The organism is Legionella geestiana, from assembly GCF_004571195.1.
GTDB lineage: Bacteria > Pseudomonadota > Gammaproteobacteria > Legionellales > Legionellaceae > Legionella_B > Legionella_B geestiana.
Map to the genome: position 1 here is coordinate 1,116,356 of NZ_CP038271.1, position 19,444 is coordinate 1,135,799.

Genomic DNA, 19,444 nt, shown 5'->3' on the forward strand with positions numbered 1-19,444 from the left:
TTGGGTGGGGCTAAATCTTAATTGTTTTAACTTGATCTAACAGTTACGGAATATTAAAAATTGTCTGTCAGATCAAGTTAAAACCAGGATCCGTATATGTTAACAGTCTCTAACTGAAGTTATTGCTTCTTATAACAAACGATCCAATATTGCATTTGATTGGGGCACTTTCAATTTTAATGTCTGCCACAATGTGCAGGCTGGTCAAATGGATTTGCCAAAGTTAATAGACTAAGAGTTAGAGTGCTTTGAGGGTGACTAAAGCGCATCTGGATTTGGGAAAGAGTCCGTTTAATTCAATGAATTGACAGTATTTTGATAATTAGATGTTAATTTAAGACAAATGAATCCCCATTTCATCAGAGTCGAAAAAATCCCCCTGCCCTGTCTTATCAAACGGTGTTTTTTTAAAACTCCGCAGAAACCTGAATTGATTGGGCTGCAATTCATGGCGAAGGTGTGTGTGGAGATAGATTGTCTGGCAGGATTTGATAACTGAGCGCCCCCAGTAGTGCATGCCTTCCACCAGGATGCAGGAAGAACCGGGTTCAGAGCAACATGCAAGAGTTTACTGGCGTCGGATTATCGGGTGCCTGCACGGATAAAGGTGCGCTCGCAAAAAATCCTTCCGGGTGGCTTGCAGGTAATGCCGCAGACGGTGATGGAGTTAACTCAGATAACAGCACTCCAAGCAGCGTGGCCTCTTTTTGGCGGGCGTTATGGGCACGCACGCCTATAATCGCATCAAAGGCTGTCCTTACCACGGGTCTTTTCATAGTGGAACTATCGAGTTTCAGCTCGGTGAGCGCCCTTCCTCTGAATACCTCAAGCAGCGCAATCAGTGCCTCATCGTTTTTGTCGCTGAGGTAATTAAAGCGCAAGTTGAGTGACTTCAGGCTCGCTGGCAATACGCTGAGAATGCGCTCAAGCTCGTGAGCGGTTTTGCTGTGGAGTTGATTACTTTGCAAGCCGAGCGACTGCAGGTTCGGGGGCAGTGCACGAAGGACATGCACGAGTGCATCTGCGGTTTTATAGTTGAGGAAATCGCCAAGGTCCAGTGACAGCAGGTTTGTGGGCAGTGCGTGGAGGATACGCGCAAGCTCATCAGCGGTTTTGCGGTCGAGGTCATTGTAGCCCAGATTGAGTGACTGGAGGTTCATGGGCAATGCGTGGAAGATTTGCACAAGCTCCTCGGCGGTTTTCAAGCCGAGGTCGTTGCAGGTTAAGTAGACTGATGTAGTATTCGGGTCCAGTTGTCCTAATATCCGTAGAATATCCTCTTGTCTAATTCCTTTCAAATCGATATGCATAATGCTGCCCCCTCAATCCTGCATGCCTTCCATGGTGGTGCAGGAAGAGCCGGGTTTATTGCAGCGTACATTTGTATGCTGGCCTTGAATGATTGGATGCCTGCAGGGAGGAAGATGAGCTCGCAAAAAATCCTGCCGGGTGGCTTGCAGATGATGCAGCAGGCAATGATGGGGTTAACTCAGAAACCAGCAATGCAAGTAGCCCGGTTTCTTTTTGGCGGGCATTATGGGCGCGGAAACCTATAATGTCATCATAAACGGCTCTCACCGCAGGTCTTTGCATAATGTAATTATCAAGCCTCAGTTCAGTGAGCGCACTTTCTCTAAATACCGCAATGAGCGCAATCAATTCTTCATCCGTTTTGTTACCGAGGGCATTATAGCGCAAGTCGAGTGACTGCAGGTTCGCGGGCAATACGCTAAGAATATGCACAATCTCATCAGCGGTTTTGCTGCCGAGCGCATTATCACTCCAATTGAGTGACTGCACGTTTTCGGGCAGTGCACTGAAAATACGCACGAGCTCGTCAGCAGTTTTGCGGCTGAGGACATTACTGCTCAGATCGAGTGACCGCAGGCTGGCAGGCAGTGCGCGCAGAATTTGTATGAGTTCATCGGCGGTTTTGCAGTCAAGAGCACTTTGTTTAAAGTCGAGTGACAGCAGGTTCACGGGCAGTACGCGCAGGATTTGCACAAACTCCTCGATGCTTTTATCACAAAGACGCCTCCAGCTAAGGTTAAATGACTGCAGGCTCCGAGGCAGTGCGCCGAGAATTTGCATCAGATCTTCGGTGGTTTTATCGCCCAGGCCATTCTCGCGCCAGTCGAGTGATCGCAGGTTCGCGGGCAGCGCACCGAGGATGCGCACGAGCTCATTGGTGGTTTTGCGGTCAAGGCCATTCTCGCTCCAATCAAGCGACTGCAGGTTCACGGGCAGTGCACCGAGGATGCACACGAGCTCATCCGTCGTTTTGCGGCCAAGGCCATTCTCACTCCAATTAAGCGACTGCAGATTTGCGGGCAGTGCACCGAGGATGCACACGAGCTCATCGGCGGTTTTTCTGCCGAGGTGATTCTCGCTCAAATCCAGTGACTTCAGGTTCACGGGTAGTGCACCGAGGATGCGTATGAAGTCAACAGCGCTTTTTCTGCCAAAGCCCATCTCGGCCCAACCGAGTGCATGCAGGTTTGCGGGGAGTGCGCCAAGGATGTGCACAAGCTCATCGGCAGTTTTGAAGGAGAGGCCATTGCCGCTCAAGTTGAGTGACCGCAGGTTCGGGGGCAGTGCGCAGAGGATTTGCACAAGCCTCGCAGTGGTTTTAAAGACGAGAGCATTACCGCTCAAATCGAGCGACTGCAGCTTCGCGGGCAGAGCGCGGAGAATTTGCACGAGCTCCTCGGCAGTTCTATTGCAAAGACCATTCCAGCTCAAATCAAGTAATGGCGTATTTGGGTCCAGTTGACTTAATACCCGAAGAATATCTTCTTGCCTTAATCCGTTCACATACATACGCATAATTCTGTTCCTGTTAATTCCGAAGCCGCCAGCTCGTATAAGGCCGCCAATCGCAGCAACTTAAAGAAGGCAGTTGTTATTTTGACATAATATATTGTATTTAAAAGGTTTTTATATGCCTTGCTGAGCATGGCGAAGCCCGGCATCGGATATCGCCGTTTGTCAGGTGTTTTTTCATGCATCCCTTCCCGGGCTTATCAGCCCAGTCTAGGAAAAACCAGGTAATACAATACTTATTTGAAGGTGTAACTGCCTTGAGTTTTTGCTCAAGACACCTTTCTCAGATAACATCATGTTTTTATTGATTTTTAGCACAAAAGCTCTGGCCGATAAGCCCTGGGATAGATGCATGCGATGACATCTGATGCCGGGCTTCGCCATGCTCAGCCCAGCCTACGAAACACCAGGTAAATACAATATGTTATTTGAAACATGGTGGCTGCAAAACGGTCGTGGGCGCGCGATAACATGGCCTTTAATGGAAAGATTGCCATGGCGGTGCAGCAAGAGCCGGGTTCATAGCAGCGTACATGTGTAAGCCGAGCTCGGAATGTCAGAGGCCAACACGGATGAAGATGCGCTCGGAAAAAATCCTGCCGGACTGCTTGAGGATGATGCTGCAGGCGATGATGGGGTTAGCTCAGAGAGGAGCAATCCAAGCAGCCCGGTTTCTTTTTGGCGGGCATTGTGGGCACGCACGCCTATGATGTCATCATAGACAGCTTTCACCGCAGGTCTTTGCATAATGGCATCATCGAACTTTAGTTCGGTGAGCGCACTTTCTCTAAATACCGCAATGAGCGCAATCAGCTCTTCATCAGTTTTGCCGCAAAGGCCATTATTACGTAAGTCGAGTGACTGCAGATTCTGGGGTAGTGCGCGGAGGATACGCACGAGCGCATCGGCGCTTTTGCTGCCAAGATTATTCTTGCTCAAATCAAGTGATTGCAGGTTCACGGGCAGCGCGCCATAGATGTGTACAAGCTCATCAACGGTTTTGAAGTAGAGGGCATTAGCGCTCAAGTCGAGTGAATGCAGGTTCGGCTGCAGTGCGCCGAAAATACGCACAAGCTCATCGGCAGTTTTATAGTAAAAATGATTTTCGCCGAGGCCGAGTGACTGCAGGTTCGCGGGCAGTTCGCTGAAGATGCGTATGAGTTCAGCGGCAGATCTAAAGCCGAGATTATTACCGCACAAGGCGAGTGAACGCAGTTTCGCAGGCAGTGCACGGAGTATTCCAATAACCTCTTCCGCAGCTGTGTGGTGAAGGTAATGCCTGCTCAAAGCAAGCGACTGCAGGTTTAGGGGCAGTACGCCAAGGATGCGCACGAGCTCTGCCGTGGATTTATTGCCAAGACCGTTGGCGCTCAAGTCGAGTGACTGCAGGTTCACAGGCAGTGCGCCAAGGATATGCACGAGCTCAGCGGCAGTTTTTCGGCCAAAGTTATTCTCGCTCAAGTCGAGTGACCGCAGGTTCACGGGCAGTGCGCCGAACATGCGTATGAGCTCAGCGACAGATTTATAGTCGAGGTTATTCCCGCACAAGTCGAGTGACAGCAGGTTCACCGGCAGCATGGCGAGGATGCGAATGAGCTCAGCGTCAGCCTTGTGCCCGAGCTTCTTCTCGCGCAAGACAAGTGCCTGAAGGGTCGCAGGCAGTGCACCGAGGATGCGCACGAGTGCATCGGGGGATTCGTTAACAAGGCCATTGCCACTCAAACGGAGTGACTGCACAGTCTGTGGAAGTGCGCCAAGGATGTGAACGAGCTCATCGGCAGTTTTGTGGCCGCGGCGATCCCAGCTCCAGTATAAGTCGAGAAAGAGTGTGCTCGAGTCCAGTTCCCCTAATGCCTGAAGAATGTTTTCGAGGCTTAGTCTGTTCAAATCTATGTACATAATGCTTTTTCCATCCATTCTGGAGCCGCCTGCTCATCTCAGGCTTGGTACTCGATATAATACCATGTAACGCATTAGGGTCTTCAGACGCCTGCACGGACGAAGGAGAGGTGGATTTATTGTTCTGGCTTTTTATTGATAAGACGCTTGAAGGTATCGAGACACACTGGTTTTTCGCCTCTGGTCTGGAAGTATGAAAGTGGGGTCAACAGGGCTATATTAACGTTCAACGCCGGACATAACGTTACCCATTCAGCAAAGCATTTTTCATCAATTTTTGTCCTGCCATATCCTGACTCGGCATTACCAAGCTTGCAATAGGCAATGGATGCCATCGCTTTTTCAAAGTTTGTGTATTGATTCAACCAGTCCGCCTGATTTTCTGCCCCAAACAAGTAACGAGTACCGCAATAAAGGAGTGCACGCCTCAGGCCAGTTTGGTAGCGCTCGTTATACTCGGGTTTATAGATGTCTTTATAGTGTATGCGACTGTCATTCTGAGTCAGTCGACCCTGAGCAAAATCCTGATAAAACCAAATCAATCGGCGAATGGCAATGGCTGTATTCAGAGTGATTGCATTTGCACTCTTAACGCCCTCTTTACCCATCAGAAAATCTTTGCCGTGTTTGTTAGTGTGCGCGAGCTTAAAAGCGACAAATAACCTGTCTGCTGATAGCTGTGTAAGTCCAAAATTTGTCTGGGTATTCAGCTGGATTTTTCGTTGAATGGAGAGCTTTAATAAATCATTCCACCGCTGCAAATTTGTATCAGCCTCGCTGGTAGAAATAGAGCGCCCCTTAAAATCCGTAATATTCGTTGAATCGCCACTGCTTTCTTTTACAATCATGGCAAGAATATGAGCATATCTAAGGGCAGTTTTTTCAGTAAAATAAAAGCCTTGCGCATTTGCGAGACTCTGATAAATCAGATAATTCTGAAAAACCACCGTTCTTAAATTATAATCAATGGCATTACATCTTTTATCCTGCTCCAGCGCCATCGCTTCTTCAAAACGCTGCGTCAGGCTCTCAACCTGCTCCTCATCCGGCAAGCCTGTGAGATTAGGCAGCCAATGGTGGTCAATGGCGTCCTTTGGGTTTGGCTCTGCTCCCAAAACTGGAGCGGCAAAGATTATTAACAGCGATAAAAATACAGCCGTTGCTGATTGAACGCATGTTGGTTTAATGGTCATAATGCACACCTCAATACTAAATTATAGACCAATCGGTCAAATTGAGTGCGCTTTAAAAGGGATGACTATCTCGTTTTTTTGGTGATGGCTGTTTGTCGCCACTTTATTGATTGGGTATATTATGGATCTCGCGCCATTTTTTAAGCAATGCTTCACGACGCCTCGGATAGTGTCCGTCTGACTCGGCCAGGGTTACAATTCTATCCGTTCGAAAATGGCGAAAATCAGACCGAAGCTCACACCACGCCACAACAACCTGTACCTCTTCAAAAAAACCAACTGCCAGTGGCCAGATAATGCGGCTTGAATGTTCACCTTTACCATCCAGGTACGTAATCTGTAACTTGCGCTCTTTGCGTGCCGCATGACGAATGGTGGCCTCTTTCTCATCATCACGTTCTATCAGCGTTTTAGGAGGCCCAATCAGCAACCCTGAAAACTCAAGTTGATGCCGCAGGTCCTGCGGAAGAACAGCGGCTATTTTGGCTAACACATTCGTTGCAGCAAGCCCTAATTTTTTATCCGTACGCTGCGCCACCCATCGTGACCCGAGCACCAGCGCTTCGATTTCATCTTCAGAAAACATCAGTGGAGGCAGCATAAAGCCCGGGCGCAACACATAGCCAACGCCAGGCTCACCTTCAATTGAGGCGCCTTGCGCCTGTAAGGTGGCGATGTCGCGATAGAGCGTACGTATGCTTATTCCAAGCGCTTCAGCCAATTGCTTTCCACTGACGGGATAACGGTATCGCCGAAGCATCTGAATCAAATCAAAAAGACGTTGCGTTCTGGACAAATGCGAACCCTTATTGGTAACTGCTGACATATTTTGGCAGCATCGGCTTAAAATTTCGAGACTCTTTTGGGAACGCACATCTTATGATGTGATAGTATCAGGAGGTTGCGGCAAAAATCCCTGCTACAATTAGAGAAACCTTCTCGAATAAGTCTGTTCATGAACATACGCATTGAGAATTTCAACGCCATAATTTTTGATTTTGACGGTGTCATTCTGGACAGCGAACACATGCATTATGAAGCATACGAAAGGGCTTTTAAGGAGATGCGCATTCCCTTAACCTATGATATTTATCGTGAACGCTATCTTGGAATGCCAGATATTCAGCTGATTCCAGCAATATTGCGCGATTTTAATCTGGAAACCGTTACGCTTAGTAACATTCTTGAGGTGAAGAGAAAACTTTATCTTGAGATTATTGAAAATACCGCGGACCTTCTGCCAATACCGGGATTTAGTGGATTTTTGCAACAGGTTACGCTTATAAGACCCGTAGCCATCTGCACCAGTGCCTCGCGCCGCGAAATCACAGGTGCCCTTGAAAAACTCAAAGCCTATTTTAGTGCCTCGGTTTTCAAACCCATTATCACGGCAGACGACGTAGTAACGGGTAAACCTTCCCCCGAAGGCTATTTAATGGCAGCCGAACTTCTTAAGTTGCCGCCTGAGAAATGCCTTGTTATTGAAGATTCCCCCAAAGGCGTGCATGCTGCACGAGCCGCGGGAATGACCGTGTGTGCTCTGCTGACCACCCATGCGGCACATCAGCTTGGTGAGGCCAGCCATATCGCACCAGATTACAAGGCACTGTCGAGAATGTTTTAGAATTCATACGGTTTGCAATCTCATTTTGCGTGCCTTAAACTCCCTCGAGAAAACGCATTTAAGGGAGTCAGCATAAAATGGATGCGCGAAAAACCCTGATGGCGGCTGTACTGATGACAGCGGCTACTGTGGCAAACAGCAAAAATTTAAACAGCTATTCCGAGCTGGTCGCAAGTTTGCGTGCCGGCATCCCTGTGAATGCCGTCATTGACGTTGATAAATGCCACTTTGCAAATAATGAACCCGACCCATGGGAAATGAAAACCCTTGGAGCACGTTTCAATGTGATTTACGAACGCACTGGCAAAGACATTGAGCGTCAGCAAAAGATGCGCCTCGTTGCCACCGCTGAAGAGGGCTATGTGGGCTGGGAGTCGATGTACATCATGCGCACCCTCTTTCGCATCTTCGAAGATGGAACAACAGAAGTCATCCGACAGGACATCGACCCCAAAACCTTTAAGGTCACTCAAAAAGCCCTGTTGTTTTGCCGTTTGAGCCATGATGCAAGTACAGGTGTTACATTGACAACCACGGAATAATAAACCGCCAAACCTCGGAGTACACATGCATTCTCGCACGGTTTTAATTTATGGGGCGTATGGCTATACGGGACAATTAATCACCGATACCTTTATTAACCGCGGATTCAAGCCGGTTATTGCGGGACGAAATGCGCAAAAGCTTACGATTCAGGCAAACGCAACAGGGCTTGAGTCCCGTGTTTTTTCCATCGATGATGCCCGTCGTCTTGAAGAGGCGCTTGAGGGATGTTTTTGCCTCGTAAATTGCGCAGGGCCTTTTTCGGAAACGTTTAGGCCATTGATAGATGCCTGCCTTAAGACTCAAACGCATTATCTCGACATCACCGGCGAATACCAGGTTATCGAGGCATTATCAATGCGCGATAAGGACGCGCGGGCGGCGGGTATCATGGTGTTACCTGGTGCCGGATTTGATGTTGTGCCGAGTGACTGTCTTGCCAGTTATCTTAAAAATAAACTGCCTGATGCAAACGAACTAACCCTTGCCATTACCGCCATGCAGGATGGCCACCACCCGGGTTCCGGTCTATCACGCGGAACACTCAAAACGGCACTGATGGGATTTTCCGGGGAAACCATGATACGTGATAAAGGGGTTATCGCTGCCCGCGGAAAACCCCGTACAGAAATGTTCACGTTTTTGAATCAGCGAAAACGCCTGTGCCAGTCTGTCGCATGGGGAGATATCGCGTCTGCCTGGCGGAGCACTAAAATACCGCACATAGAAACCTGGATGTCGTTTCCGAGGCGTCTGATGACGGTGATGCAGATACTCTATCCCATCAGACGCATCATAAACTGGCGCCCGCTTAAAGAGGCGCTCTTAAAAAAAATCAATCAATCACCGGAAGGACCAACGCCTGAAGCTCGCGCGCAATCACACGCGGAAATTCTTGGGATAGTCCGAAACAGCGCTGGCACGGATGTTCGAGCGGTACTGACCACTCCCAATGGCTATACCCTGACTGCAGAGGCCGTGGTGACCATCGTTGAAAAAATGCTCAATGGCAATGTCTCATGCGGCTTTCAGACACCTGCAACCGCTTATGGGTATGGACTGGCCCTGGAAATTGACGGAGTACGGATTGATGATATTTGATGAGTGCCCTTATAACACGGCGCATCACCGCACGATAACAACCTCAGAGACATGCCGATGAATATGTTTAATCACAAAAATGGTTACTATTTAACCGCTGGAGAAGCGCAAATTTATGTCGAAGAAACCGGTTCCCCCGATGGGTATCCGGTTATTTTTTTACACGGCGGATTAGGCTCTATTTGTGATTATTCACCGTTTGTTGGAAAAATCGATACGCGTTTTCGCTGTATTGGCATCGATACCCGAGGGCATGGCATGTCAACGCGAGGTTCAGAGCCTTTAACCTATGAACTACTGGAAAAAGATACGGCTGAGGTATTAAGGCAGTTAAACATTTCCCGATGTGCCATCACAGGTTTTAGCGATGGAGGCATCATCGCCATGCGACTTGGTATCAGCAAGCCGCAACTAATCAGCCATTTGATTGGTATAGGTGCCGACTGGAATCCACCGGATGCAACACTTCAGGCGCTGTTTTCCAGTTTGACCATCGACAGTTGGAAAAATAAATTTCCTGAAACCATAGAACTGTATGAACGATTAAATCCAAATCCTGATTTTAGTAATCTGATGCAAGCTGTGATTCGCATGTGGCTCGATTTGACACCTTCGGGCTACCCGGGCAAGCGGGTTCAGGCCCTTAAATGCCAAACGTTAATTATTCGTGGTGATGCCGATCCGTTTCTGCCGCTCAGGCATTGTGCTGAACTCCATCAGGAGATACCTGACGCGCACTTTTTAAATGTCCCTTTTGCAGGTCATGCAGCACACATTACACACGCTGAAGCAGTTGGCGCATTCATTAACCAGTTTCTCAACAGGGATTAATCCTCATGCTGCTCATTTTTGGTGGACTGCCAGGAACTGGAAAATCAACCCTTGCCAAAGAAATCGCCCATCGACTTCAAGCGGTATACCTGCGTGTGGATACCGCTGAGCAGGCGTTAAAACAATCTCCGCACTTTAGCGATAGCGTGGGTCCTGAAGGATATCTGGTCTGTTATGCCATAGCTGCTGATAATCTGGCGCTTGGCCTTCACGTGGTTGCCGATTCGGTAAATCCTCTTGCCATAACACGCGAGAGCTGGCAAAAAGTTGCCCTTTCTGCAAATACTCCGTTTGTTGAAATTGAGCTGATTTGCTCTGATACCAGGACGCATCAACACCGGGTTGAAACCCGTAAGGCCGATATACCCGGCCACCAGCTGCCGGCATGGAAAGAGGTCATAAACCGCGACTATCAACAATGGTCTGCCCCCTCCTTGAAGCTGGATACATCCAGGCATTCTGTAGAAGAGTGTATAGAAATGATTATGAACCTCATCCACTGACAAAAAATTGCCATAACGTTTATATGCCATTCATCCGGGTGAGTGCTTGAGAAGCATTCGGCGTGCACGCCAATCGGGCAAGAACTCATTCATAATGGCTTTAAATCGCCAGTTATGGGATGGCTCCAGTAAATGTGCCAGTTCATGCACCACCACATACTCAATGCACTCAGGCGGCTTTTTTACGAGCTCCAGATTAATACGAATACTCCTTGAGTGCGGCGAGCAACTTCCCCAACGCGACCGCATCAGTCGAATATTGCAACGCGAAACGCTAACCCCCATGGTTTTTGCCCATTGCGCCACGCTCGGAGCGAGCACTTTCTGAAGCAGGCCTGCTAATCCGGCGCGAAACACGTTTTTTCTATACTCAACATCAACATCTGCCGGAACCTGTAAAATGAGCTCAGCATCAGTCTGGTAAAGTTCCGGACTGTTGGTGGCTTCTACAAGGCGCAAAACACAGGGTTTGCCAAAAATGTAATGGCGCTCACCATCAGTGTATGTGTAAGGATGAGAAGGCTTGAGTGTTTGAATACGCGACTGCTGCTGTTGAATCCAGCTGATGCGCGTTTGGATAAATGCCCGTATGGTCTCAGCCGATACAGACCGGGGCGCAGAAATACGCAGTTGCCCGGTAGATGGACACACACGCAGGTACATGGCCTTAATCTTTTTGTGGGTAACAGTAACATCAAAACCCAAACAATGCATTGTCGTGCTGTTCTGCATCAACCCTACCCTCTTAGAGACTATGAGGGTGCGCCCTCAATACATTCTCGTAAAAGACCGTGATTCTGCAGTATATCTGCCATTGGAGAAATGACAAGGCGAGCTTGCGACACATACTTACCAGAAATAGTCCATAATGAATATAAAAGGCGCCATATCTGAGCGTGTAAAGGGCTTGAAAACAGCGCTCGGGCGTGACCTCGTTTAATGAGGTGACGTGAAACCGTTGCATTTGTAAAACACTATAGAATATGTAATCACACTGATTTATCTGCAATTTTTTAAAACTTGAGGATGCGGCCACCATGGAGAATAACGAAAAGATAGCCTTACTCAATGAGGAGTGCGATAAGTACCTGTCGCACCTTGAGCGCTCGATTAATCGGCTTTCAGCAGATTTAGCGCCAGAAGCTCGTGAACGTTATTCAAAGCCAGACTCCCAGGCGATTGACATCCAAAAGATTATTGCAAGAAATACATCGAAATTCTCCCTGTACGACATAACTGACAATACCGATACTACGATTCACTCAAGTAAACGCCACCCGAAGCTCCATGCCGCATTAAACAAATATCAGGCCGTCAGCGAGATGAAGCAGTGTTTAAGCAAGGGGAACGCCAGCCCGGAAGATAAGCTTAAAGACTTCGATAAAAAGCTCAATGAAAGCAGGGAAACTTTATCGAAAAATCTCGACAGCTCAGCCATGAAATTCATGAAAAACATTCTTCATGTATTAACTGCTGGTCTGTATTCAAAATCAACCAGAGATACATTTCAATTCTGGAAAACTCAAGGTGAAGTATTCACTGAAAATGTAAGTGATACCATGAAAATCAAATAGGATTGAATGATATGGAATATTCACGGGATGTCGCCAAAGTTCTGACGAAACAGATTGATGAACTATCAATGGAGCGTAACCGGCTTATTGAAAATATAGCTGAGTTTCGTAACATTCTGCACGGCCATCCCTGTGCTTTCTTAGATTATGTCGAAAAAGTAGATAACCCCTTTTACGAAATATCAGCCGATCTTACCAAGATTATTTATGTAAATGCCGCTACGGAAAAAATGTTTGGTATGACGCGAGATGCCTTATATGAGGATGCCAATAAATGGTTTAACGCCGTTCATCCAGACGATAGAGGAAGAGTAAAAGAATACCTCTCTAATCTTGACATAAAAAATAAAGCCGCCACTGGTTTTGAGTACAAGATGATAAAATCGGATGGCAGCATCGTATATGTTCAAGACTTTGCTGTCCTGAGTAATGAAAATGATGGGGAACAACACAGCATTGTAGGCTTTGTCGTCGATATCACAAAGCATGTTAAAATACAAAAAAATAAATTTGTTTACGAGCAGATTATAAACGCGATTCGTTTTACAAGAAGCATTGAACAAACAATGGATGTGATTATAAAAACTGCCTGCATTTCCATGGCTTGGGATGAGGCTGAAATCTGGGTTTATGACAGTCAGGCAACGTCTTTTTATTGCATTTCGGTATACCATAAACTGACTGAAGAAATTGCAGAGTATTATCAAATGGCAACCAGCCTGATTATTGATGCTGATACGGACTTTCAAGGTTATGTCATTCGTAACAACAAACCCACACTTATCTTGGATTTAGCCAGGCAGAATGAAGTATTTAATACCTCCATTGCCAGAAGGCATAAGATTTCCACTGCGCTTGGCATACCAATAATTTGTCACGAAAAACCTATAGGGGTGCTTACCTTTTATAACCAAAATCAAAAAAATTGTGAGCAAAGTGAAATTGATACATTGGAGTGGATGGCTGGCATTCTTGGAGGAATAATTCAACATAATTTAAGCAATCAAAAATTGCAGTATATTACATCTCACAACGACTTGACGGGGCTCCTCAATAGAAACGGCCTGGAAGTGTCTCTGAATACATTGATAACCCAAAATGAATCGGATATGCATGGTATAATCATGCTGGATATCTCGCGATTCAAATTAATCAATGAAACATATAATTTTGAAATAGGCGACATTCTACTTCGGCAAATTGCACTAAAATTTCAAGAAACCCTCAACGATACCACGCGAATAATTGCCAATTTAGGTGGTGATATATTTGCTTTTGTTGTTCCAAAACTTAAAACATCTGAAGCATTAAAACCAATTATCGATAAAATATTAGTATGTCTCCAAAGACCTTTCGAGATAAAAAACAATTTAATTTATTTACAGGCAAGTATCGGTGTGAGTATTTACCCATATGACGGCCTGGATATCATGACACTATTGAAAAAATCTGATATCGCTCTGAAACATGCCAAATCTCGTGGTGGCAGCAGCATTCAGTTTTCAACTCAAGCCTTGCAGCAATCCGTTTCAAACGCTCTGCGAATCGAAAACGGTTTAAGGCGAGCACTTGTCGATAATCAATTCAGGCTTCACTATCAGCCAAAAGTCGATTTGCGAACTGGTAAAATGGTGGGGCTGGAAGCGTTGATTCGATGGAATGATCCTCAAAATGGACTTCAGTATCCAGATGCTTTTTTGCACATAGCCCAACATTCCGATTTGATTATCTATATTGGTGAATGGGTCTTCCTGCGACTCGCTTATCACTTCCCCTTGATGGATTTTAAAATACCGATAGCTATCAACATGGATGCGCGGCAGTTAAAAAGGGAATATGACTTCGTCGGATTTATCTCACAATTAATAAAAAAAATGTCAATCCCTACTGAATTACTGGAATTAGAAGTAACGGAAGCAGAAATAATGCACGATGCCACACAAGCGGCTCACGTTATTCAGAGCCTTCAAAAAACCGGGATTTCTATTGCCATAGACGATTTTGGCTCAGGCTATAGTTCTTACGCTTATCTGCGGCAATTTAAGCCCGACAGAATTAAAATTGACAAATCTTTCATTGACGGCCTGCCTTTCGATATTGAAAATGCAGCCATTGTGAAATCCATCATCGCTTTATGCCATATCCTTGGCATGAAGGTGACGGCTGAAGGTGTTGAAACGCGCGAACAGGCACAGTTTTTAATGCAAGAAGGCTGCGATGAAGCACAGGGATATTATTTTTCAAAGCCATTACAACTTTATGAACTAAGAGCGCTGATTAAGAGTGGCGGGGAGTTTAAACTTCCAGAATAATACACTATTTTTTGTTTTTAACGCACTTTCGGAGATGGAGGTTAGCCGCTGTCTACCAGGTTGGTCAGCAATGATGAAGCGCTATCCCGAACGCCTCATGCAGAATACCAAAAATCGTCTATACTGATTACGATTTCCACACTAAAAAGGAATGTAACATGTTCAAAAAATTACTGGGAACGTTTGTTGTTGCGATATCATTAATGTTCAGTACAGCACTCTTTGCAGACTCTTCAATGTGCAAACATGGCTTGAAGCACATGCTTGAATCTCTGCAGTTAAGTGATGAACAAAAAGCAAAAATCAAACCCATCATTGAGCAGATGAAAAGTACCATGAAAGCCACCGGCTCACAGATGGACGCATTAAAATCAAAAATTCATGAGCAGATTCACGCGGCTTCCATGGATAAAGACACCGTCAACAGCCTCATAGACCAGAAAACAGCACTGATTGGCTCCATGATGAAAACCAAAGTAGCAACAGTCCATCAAGTACTGTCTGTTCTTACAGAAGAACAAAAAACCAAACTGCATAATATGATGAAAGACGCTGAAGAAAAAATGGCGCAGAAGTATAAAAGTTGCCATGATAATGACTAAGGGCGCCTGATATTTAAGTGCGTTTTAACTTGATCTGGCAGATACTTTTTAGTAAACAGAAACTGTCAGATCAGGTTAATTACTACAAATAATGATGTGATGACAAAACAAACTTCAGAAAATTCAACGACAAATCATAAATTCCCGGTTGACTGGACTCTCTTGGACCAGCAATGTTCAACGCTTTGATGCTATTACGAAAAAGCCACTCAGTGAGTGATGCTTGATTTTCCGCTGTTGATTGGTTGAGCGCCAAAATCAAAAGCGGTTTATTACAAGAGCGTGCATGCTGTAACGTTAAAATTGTTCCATCTTTTATGGTTTCCGGTAACGGCCATGCAGGCACTAAAACTAACGTTCCATCTGAGTCTTCGATATTACGCATTGTTCTAAAATTATAATTTTCTGCCTCAGATGCAAAACTTCCTGCCACTTCGGTCAGGCAAGAATATTTATCGGGGATAATACCGTTTTCATCAATCCGCCCTTTGGAGCACCATCCTGCAATATCCAATCCGTTAAAAATGGCTGCATCGTGTGCCGCTCTGTCAACACCTGTCTGACCACCTGTGATAATTTTATCGATCATTTTTATATAAAATCCGGACAATCCGTATAATTTATTATTTCACAAAATATGGAAAAACAGGGCATCTAGAATAGAATTAAATCCAAAAATGAAATAAGGTTCAAAAATTTCATGGTAAATATATCGTTTTTTATAAAATTACACGATGTTAATATCGCTGCGTCACAGGCTCTGACCTGCAACTTAACGATTTATAATGGATTTATCATGGATAATTTGTACCAAAGTGACAACATTTGCAAAATTTCCTCGGAGACTGCCCAAGAAAGTATCAAACAACGTATCATGATTTATGGTCTGATAAATTATGTCCATATTAGCCTGGATATCGCAGCACAGTTTTTGGATATTTCAGAAGCAAGTCTGACTGCCGTGTACGAAGGTAAAGCGCTGCTTGCCCGTGACAAGTTTCTAAAAATCATGAAGTTGATTGCCATTTACTCAAAACCTTTGCCACCCGAAATGCTGGTAGCATGATATTTCCGGTAGTGGTTTATGGCGACTAATCCCATAAACCACAAGCCATAGGCTATATGCAACTTTTCTCATTGATGTCATTGATAATCAGCTTACCAACTGAAATGAATGCCGTTTCAGACACTCAGTCGCACCCCAATCCTCAATCTAACGAGCGCATGCCGTTTATTTGTACACCACCACTGATTGCCTTATAATTAATCATCAAGCCCAAAAGAATCCACTTGATTCACTGTATGAACACGGGAAAGCAATGAGCGCCCATTATTCTTGAGTTCTACAGAAGTTGGTTTTAATTATACATTCTGGCCCATATTTACCAGCATCTAATTAAAGTAGGTTATGAAACACTAATGTCTCCATTTTCGGTTAAATTTAGTTTATGGCTCAAAAAAAAGGAAAAGCTAGATATTTTTGATACTAATACAGATTTTTCTTTATTCAAAATCTCAGTAAATGAATCTCAACATGATAATAAGTTTGTAGCAGATGAAAACATTAAATAACTATCAGTTATACATTGATTTTTATACTTCCGAGCTCGGGGGTACTGGATATTTGGCATTTCGTGATTTATCTAAAATCATTTCAAATCATACGACTATCCATCCTGACAATATTATGGCTCTTGATTTTGGATGTGGTGCTGGAAGATCCAGTAATCTATTAAGATTGCATGGATACAAGGTGAAAGGTGTAGATATAGATATCAATATGCTTAATGAAGCAAGGAGCCACGCATATAACGGCATAGATTTTCATTTAATGGAAAAAGGAAAAATACCCTTTGAGGACAATAAGTTCGATATCGTGTTTAATTCATTTGTATTGCTTGACATAGGCTCAAAAAATGAATTAACTCATAATATTTCTGAAATGCATCGGGTATGCAAGAAAAATGGTTTGATAATATCTGTAACAAACAGCGAGCATCTTTTCTCTAAAAAATGGCTAACCATAAATAATGAATTTCCTGAAAACATTGATTTAAAAAGTGGTGATATTGCAAAAATCCATCTTACCGATAAAGATATTATTTTATTTGACTATTATTGGAGTCATACAGATTATGTTGATTGTATTAATAGAGCCGGATGTAGTAATGTAAGTGTTTATCAACCACTTGGAAATGATTTAGATGGATATCAATGGTTTGATGAAAAAATATATCCACCATATTCTATTTTTGTTGTGAAAAAATAAGTGCCTAATATCTTTAATATCGGTACATCAAATAGTTTATTGCCTGTGTTTTGTAACCCCGTTAATCTTTTTTAGTTTACAAAGTAATAAGAGATGATATTATATGAAGCATCTCTTTATCCTCATCTGCCTCCAAGCATTAAAAAAACAAAAACATACGATTTATGTAATGAAGAAATTTTAAGAATTACAACCACATATATCCCCCAAGTAATATAATAATCAGGATTTTAACGATAAATATGTGTAAGGAAGACATCAAGTTACAGCTAATCTATTTTTTTCAGGCTTTTTGTTCTGGAATTGTCTTTTACCTTGCGATTTTTTTAAGTAAAAAAGGTTTTTTTGGAGCAGAGGATATAGGTTTAATTTTATCGGCTACTTTTCTGGGAAGTATTATTGGTAATTTTCTGTCAGGATATTTTATTGATAAAAATAAAGAAAATTCTTTGGCTAAAAATGGACTGCTCTTTCAGGCGATCGGCTTTTTGATTTTTGGTGAAGTTAATAATATTTATGCAGCCTATTTGCTGATGCTGATAGTTGGATTTGGCAACTCTCTAGTGCTTATTTCTATCAGCTATTTACTGACCCAAAAATATGAAGGATATAAAAAAACATCCATCATAGGAAGACAATTCATTATTTCAAATCTAGGCATGGTCATTGCACCAATGTTACTAGGATATTTGTCTGATGAAGTGAGTCGATATCTCTTTGTTGCCATATCAATTTTTTTAGTTGGAATGATTTTCACCATTAACAATATCAAAAGTAGTTCAAAAACGCAGGTAAAGACAGATAATTTAAGCCGGACTACACAACGTGCTTTAAACATCCCAGTATTAGCATCAATAGTGTCATTCTCTCTGATGGGCATTATATATGCCATACATCGCATTGGGTTTCCGCTATATTTAGAGTCAAAAGATTATTCAAGTATTCAAACAGGTTATCTAAACGCAGTAAATCCCATTTTAATAGTTTCTTTACAAAGTCTGTTAATTAGAAGTTTGAAAAAAAACAATGAATATCATCTAATTATATTTGGTCTTTTTTTAATGGGTTTTTCTTATCTTTTCCTGAATATAAGTTCAGCATTTATATCTGTCATGACGACCATCATTTTTATGACACTCGGTGAAATGCTAATATCAGTATATTCTCAATCTATAATCTTCAAAAAAGCACCGGAAGACAAAAGAGGATTATATTTTAGCATTTATAAACTGGCATACTCCTTATTGGGGATGTCCAGCACGATATTAGCAGGATTTGTAATTGAACAGGCAGGATACCAGTTTCTTTGGAAAATACCGATACTGATCAGTACCATAGGAGTGGCAGTTTATCTTATGGTTGCAGGTAGAGTAAATTTTTTAACCACTGACACGGATACAGCCTCTGAGAAATTTTGATGCTTGTGATGCATGTGATGCTTGTGATGCTTGTGATGCTTGTGATGCTTGATGTTAAGCGAATTTACAGCATTTTATGGACTTGACCGGCGTTTGGTTCTATGTCTCTCAATATTATTCTAAATATATGTGATAATAAAGGATCTTTATTTTTTATTGCAAATGATATTGTCTTTTCTTCGTAATTTATATTTATTTTGAAGCTTGTATTTCATCATAATTAAAAAAAATATAAGCGTTGGAAATGCAAGAAATCCAGTGAATATAGCAAGTGCGAGCAAACCAATGTCCAAACTTTCTGAACTAAAAAATTTTCTAAAAACAAATAAATCAAGTATAGAAACAGAAAGAAAGAAAAGAATGCATATTGCTATTGTTGTTATTTTTCTAGATGGAGCCAATTGTTTCATGTAATGAGAAAAGTTGTATCTTTCACATCTAATAGCCTCACATTTTTTAAAAATATAATGCCTTCTAATGCTGAGGTAAAAAAAAGCGATTAGGTAATAAAAAAATCCGATACAACACATTAAGTTGTGAAAATTCAAATCTTGCGCATGATGGCGTTTTTTCGCCAAAAAAAAGGTGGTCCCGAGCATCAGTATCAGCACAGCATGTGACTGAAAGTCCATTATTTCGTCGCGTTGCTTACTTGTAAGAATATATGCACGTTTAGACAAGAATCTCCATGGGTGATATAAAAATTTATTTTTGCCCACTGCCATGAAATCAATATAATTTTTTTTATTCAT

The 19,444-nt window shown here is 43.4% G+C and carries 19 protein-coding genes; 11 read left to right on the forward strand and 8 right to left on the reverse strand.

The annotated features are described in order from the left end of the window. Positions 1-548: 548 nt before the first annotated feature. The 5 genes from E4T54_RS04925 to E4T54_RS04945 form a co-directional block, all read right to left on the reverse strand. Positions 549-1,310: a leucine-rich repeat domain-containing protein gene (locus tag E4T54_RS04925; RefSeq protein ID WP_131793742.1), complete on the reverse strand. Its 762-nt coding sequence runs from the start codon at positions 1,308-1,310 to the stop codon at positions 549-551. 55 nt (positions 1,311-1,365) lie between these two features. After that, the gene (locus tag E4T54_RS04930; protein ID WP_035901787.1) at positions 1,366-2,826 is read right to left on the reverse strand and encodes a leucine-rich repeat domain-containing protein; all 1,461 of its coding nucleotides are present in this window, start codon (positions 2,824-2,826) and stop codon (positions 1,366-1,368) included. A 516-nt stretch (positions 2,827-3,342) separates the two neighbouring features. Then, positions 3,343-4,722, reverse strand: a complete 1,380-nt coding sequence (locus tag E4T54_RS04935; RefSeq protein WP_162150880.1) for a leucine-rich repeat domain-containing protein — start codon at positions 4,720-4,722, stop codon at positions 3,343-3,345. Between the two features lie 116 nt (positions 4,723-4,838). Beyond that, the gene (locus E4T54_RS04940; protein ID WP_028385859.1) at positions 4,839-5,915 is read right to left on the reverse strand and encodes a hypothetical protein; all 1,077 of its coding nucleotides are present in this window, start codon (positions 5,913-5,915) and stop codon (positions 4,839-4,841) included. Positions 5,916-6,018: 103 nt separating this feature from the next. Next, on the reverse strand, positions 6,019-6,711 hold the full coding sequence (locus E4T54_RS04945; RefSeq protein ID WP_028385860.1) for a helix-turn-helix transcriptional regulator: 693 nt from the start codon (positions 6,709-6,711) through the stop codon (positions 6,019-6,021). 159 nt (positions 6,712-6,870) lie between these two features. On the opposite strand from E4T54_RS04945, the gene E4T54_RS04950 reads away from it, so the two are divergent. The 5 genes from E4T54_RS04950 (at position 6,871) to E4T54_RS04970 (ending at position 10,517) form a co-directional block, all read left to right on the forward strand. Beyond that, complete coding sequence (locus E4T54_RS04950) at positions 6,871-7,539, forward strand: HAD family hydrolase (protein WP_035901790.1); 669 nt, start codon at positions 6,871-6,873, stop codon at positions 7,537-7,539. A 77-nt stretch (positions 7,540-7,616) separates the two neighbouring features. Then, the gene (locus E4T54_RS04955; protein WP_028385862.1) at positions 7,617-8,081 is read left to right on the forward strand and encodes a hypothetical protein; all 465 of its coding nucleotides are present in this window, start codon (positions 7,617-7,619) and stop codon (positions 8,079-8,081) included. 25 nt (positions 8,082-8,106) lie between these two features. Beyond that, entirely contained in the window at positions 8,107-9,183 is a 1,077-nt protein-coding gene (locus E4T54_RS04960) for a saccharopine dehydrogenase family protein (RefSeq protein ID WP_028385863.1), read from the forward strand. A gap of 51 nt (positions 9,184-9,234) precedes the next feature. Beyond that, entirely contained in the window at positions 9,235-10,014 is a 780-nt protein-coding gene (locus tag E4T54_RS04965) for an alpha/beta fold hydrolase (protein WP_051550814.1), read from the forward strand. A gap of 5 nt (positions 10,015-10,019) precedes the next feature. Next, complete coding sequence (locus E4T54_RS04970; RefSeq protein ID WP_028385864.1) at positions 10,020-10,517, forward strand: P-loop nucleotide/nucleoside kinase family protein; 498 nt, start codon at positions 10,020-10,022, stop codon at positions 10,515-10,517. 30 nt (positions 10,518-10,547) lie between these two features. Here the strand turns inward: E4T54_RS04970 and E4T54_RS04975 are convergent, their stop codons facing one another. Then, a complete protein-coding gene (locus tag E4T54_RS04975; RefSeq protein ID WP_051550815.1) occupies positions 10,548-11,249 on the reverse strand; it encodes a M48 family metallopeptidase in 702 nt (233 codons plus the stop codon). A gap of 305 nt (positions 11,250-11,554) precedes the next feature. Here E4T54_RS04975 and E4T54_RS04980 point away from each other — a divergent pair, with 305 nt between their 5' ends. The 3 genes from E4T54_RS04980 to E4T54_RS04990 all read left to right on the forward strand — a co-directional run bounded on the left by E4T54_RS04980 (position 11,555) and on the right by E4T54_RS04990 (position 15,005). Next, positions 11,555-12,091, forward strand: a complete 537-nt coding sequence (locus E4T54_RS04980; RefSeq protein ID WP_028385866.1) for a hypothetical protein — start codon at positions 11,555-11,557, stop codon at positions 12,089-12,091. A gap of 11 nt (positions 12,092-12,102) precedes the next feature. After that, entirely contained in the window at positions 12,103-14,403 is a 2,301-nt protein-coding gene (locus tag E4T54_RS04985; RefSeq protein WP_051550816.1) for an EAL domain-containing protein, read from the forward strand. A gap of 158 nt (positions 14,404-14,561) precedes the next feature. Continuing rightward, entirely contained in the window at positions 14,562-15,005 is a 444-nt protein-coding gene (locus tag E4T54_RS04990) for a Spy/CpxP family protein refolding chaperone (RefSeq protein ID WP_028385867.1), read from the forward strand. 82 nt (positions 15,006-15,087) lie between these two features. On the opposite strand, the gene E4T54_RS04995 is transcribed toward E4T54_RS04990, so the two are convergent. Beyond that, complete coding sequence (locus tag E4T54_RS04995; protein ID WP_035901795.1) at positions 15,088-15,594, reverse strand: putative molybdenum carrier protein; 507 nt, start codon at positions 15,592-15,594, stop codon at positions 15,088-15,090. A gap of 207 nt (positions 15,595-15,801) precedes the next feature. Between E4T54_RS04995 and E4T54_RS05000 the strand changes: the two genes are divergently transcribed. From E4T54_RS05000 to E4T54_RS05010, 3 genes are all read left to right on the forward strand, one after another. Beyond that, complete coding sequence (locus E4T54_RS05000) at positions 15,802-16,071, forward strand: hypothetical protein (protein WP_131793741.1); 270 nt, start codon at positions 15,802-15,804, stop codon at positions 16,069-16,071. A 489-nt stretch (positions 16,072-16,560) separates the two neighbouring features. Then, positions 16,561-17,274, forward strand: a complete 714-nt coding sequence (locus E4T54_RS05005) for a class I SAM-dependent methyltransferase (protein ID WP_081776702.1) — start codon at positions 16,561-16,563, stop codon at positions 17,272-17,274. 242 nt (positions 17,275-17,516) lie between these two features. Beyond that, positions 17,517-18,692: an MFS transporter gene (locus E4T54_RS05010; RefSeq protein ID WP_028385871.1), complete on the forward strand. Its 1,176-nt coding sequence runs from the start codon at positions 17,517-17,519 to the stop codon at positions 18,690-18,692. Positions 18,693-18,838: 146 nt separating this feature from the next. Here the strand turns inward: E4T54_RS05010 and E4T54_RS05015 are convergent, their stop codons facing one another. Next, complete coding sequence (locus E4T54_RS05015) at positions 18,839-19,444, reverse strand: hypothetical protein (protein ID WP_028385872.1); 606 nt, start codon at positions 19,442-19,444, stop codon at positions 18,839-18,841.

Excerpts from the sequence above, each read along its gene's own strand:
- E4T54_RS05015 (WP_028385872.1), bottom strand. The coding sequence starts at position 19,444 with ATGAATAAAAAAAATTATATTGATTTCATGGCAGTGGGCAAAAATAAA.
- E4T54_RS04950 (WP_035901790.1), top strand. The coding sequence starts at position 6,871 with ATGAACATACGCATTGAGAATTTCAACGCCATAATTTTTGATTTTGAC.
- E4T54_RS04990 (WP_028385867.1), top strand. The coding sequence starts at position 14,562 with ATGTTCAAAAAATTACTGGGAACGTTTGTTGTTGCGATATCATTAATG.
- E4T54_RS04975 (WP_051550815.1), bottom strand. The coding sequence starts at position 11,249 with ATGCAGAACAGCACGACAATGCATTGTTTGGGTTTTGATGTTACTGTT.
- E4T54_RS05005 (WP_081776702.1), top strand. The coding sequence starts at position 16,561 with ATGAAAACATTAAATAACTATCAGTTATACATTGATTTTTATACTTCC.
- E4T54_RS05000 (WP_131793741.1), top strand. The coding sequence starts at position 15,802 with ATGGATAATTTGTACCAAAGTGACAACATTTGCAAAATTTCCTCGGAG.
- E4T54_RS04970 (WP_028385864.1), top strand. The coding sequence starts at position 10,020 with ATGCTGCTCATTTTTGGTGGACTGCCAGGAACTGGAAAATCAACCCTT.
- E4T54_RS04925 (WP_131793742.1), bottom strand. The coding sequence starts at position 1,310 with ATGCATATCGATTTGAAAGGAATTAGACAAGAGGATATTCTACGGATA.
- E4T54_RS04955 (WP_028385862.1), top strand. The coding sequence starts at position 7,617 with ATGGATGCGCGAAAAACCCTGATGGCGGCTGTACTGATGACAGCGGCT.
- E4T54_RS04995 (WP_035901795.1), bottom strand. The coding sequence starts at position 15,594 with ATGATCGATAAAATTATCACAGGTGGTCAGACAGGTGTTGACAGAGCG.
- E4T54_RS04960 (WP_028385863.1), top strand. The coding sequence starts at position 8,107 with ATGCATTCTCGCACGGTTTTAATTTATGGGGCGTATGGCTATACGGGA.
- E4T54_RS05010 (WP_028385871.1), top strand. The coding sequence starts at position 17,517 with ATGTGTAAGGAAGACATCAAGTTACAGCTAATCTATTTTTTTCAGGCT.
- E4T54_RS04930 (WP_035901787.1), bottom strand. The coding sequence starts at position 2,826 with ATGCGTATGTATGTGAACGGATTAAGGCAAGAAGATATTCTTCGGGTA.
- E4T54_RS04940 (WP_028385859.1), bottom strand. The coding sequence starts at position 5,915 with ATGACCATTAAACCAACATGCGTTCAATCAGCAACGGCTGTATTTTTA.
- E4T54_RS04980 (WP_028385866.1), top strand. The coding sequence starts at position 11,555 with ATGGAGAATAACGAAAAGATAGCCTTACTCAATGAGGAGTGCGATAAG.
- E4T54_RS04985 (WP_051550816.1), top strand. The coding sequence starts at position 12,103 with ATGGAATATTCACGGGATGTCGCCAAAGTTCTGACGAAACAGATTGAT.
- E4T54_RS04965 (WP_051550814.1), top strand. The coding sequence starts at position 9,235 with ATGCCGATGAATATGTTTAATCACAAAAATGGTTACTATTTAACCGCT.
- E4T54_RS04935 (WP_162150880.1), bottom strand. The coding sequence starts at position 4,722 with ATGTACATAGATTTGAACAGACTAAGCCTCGAAAACATTCTTCAGGCA.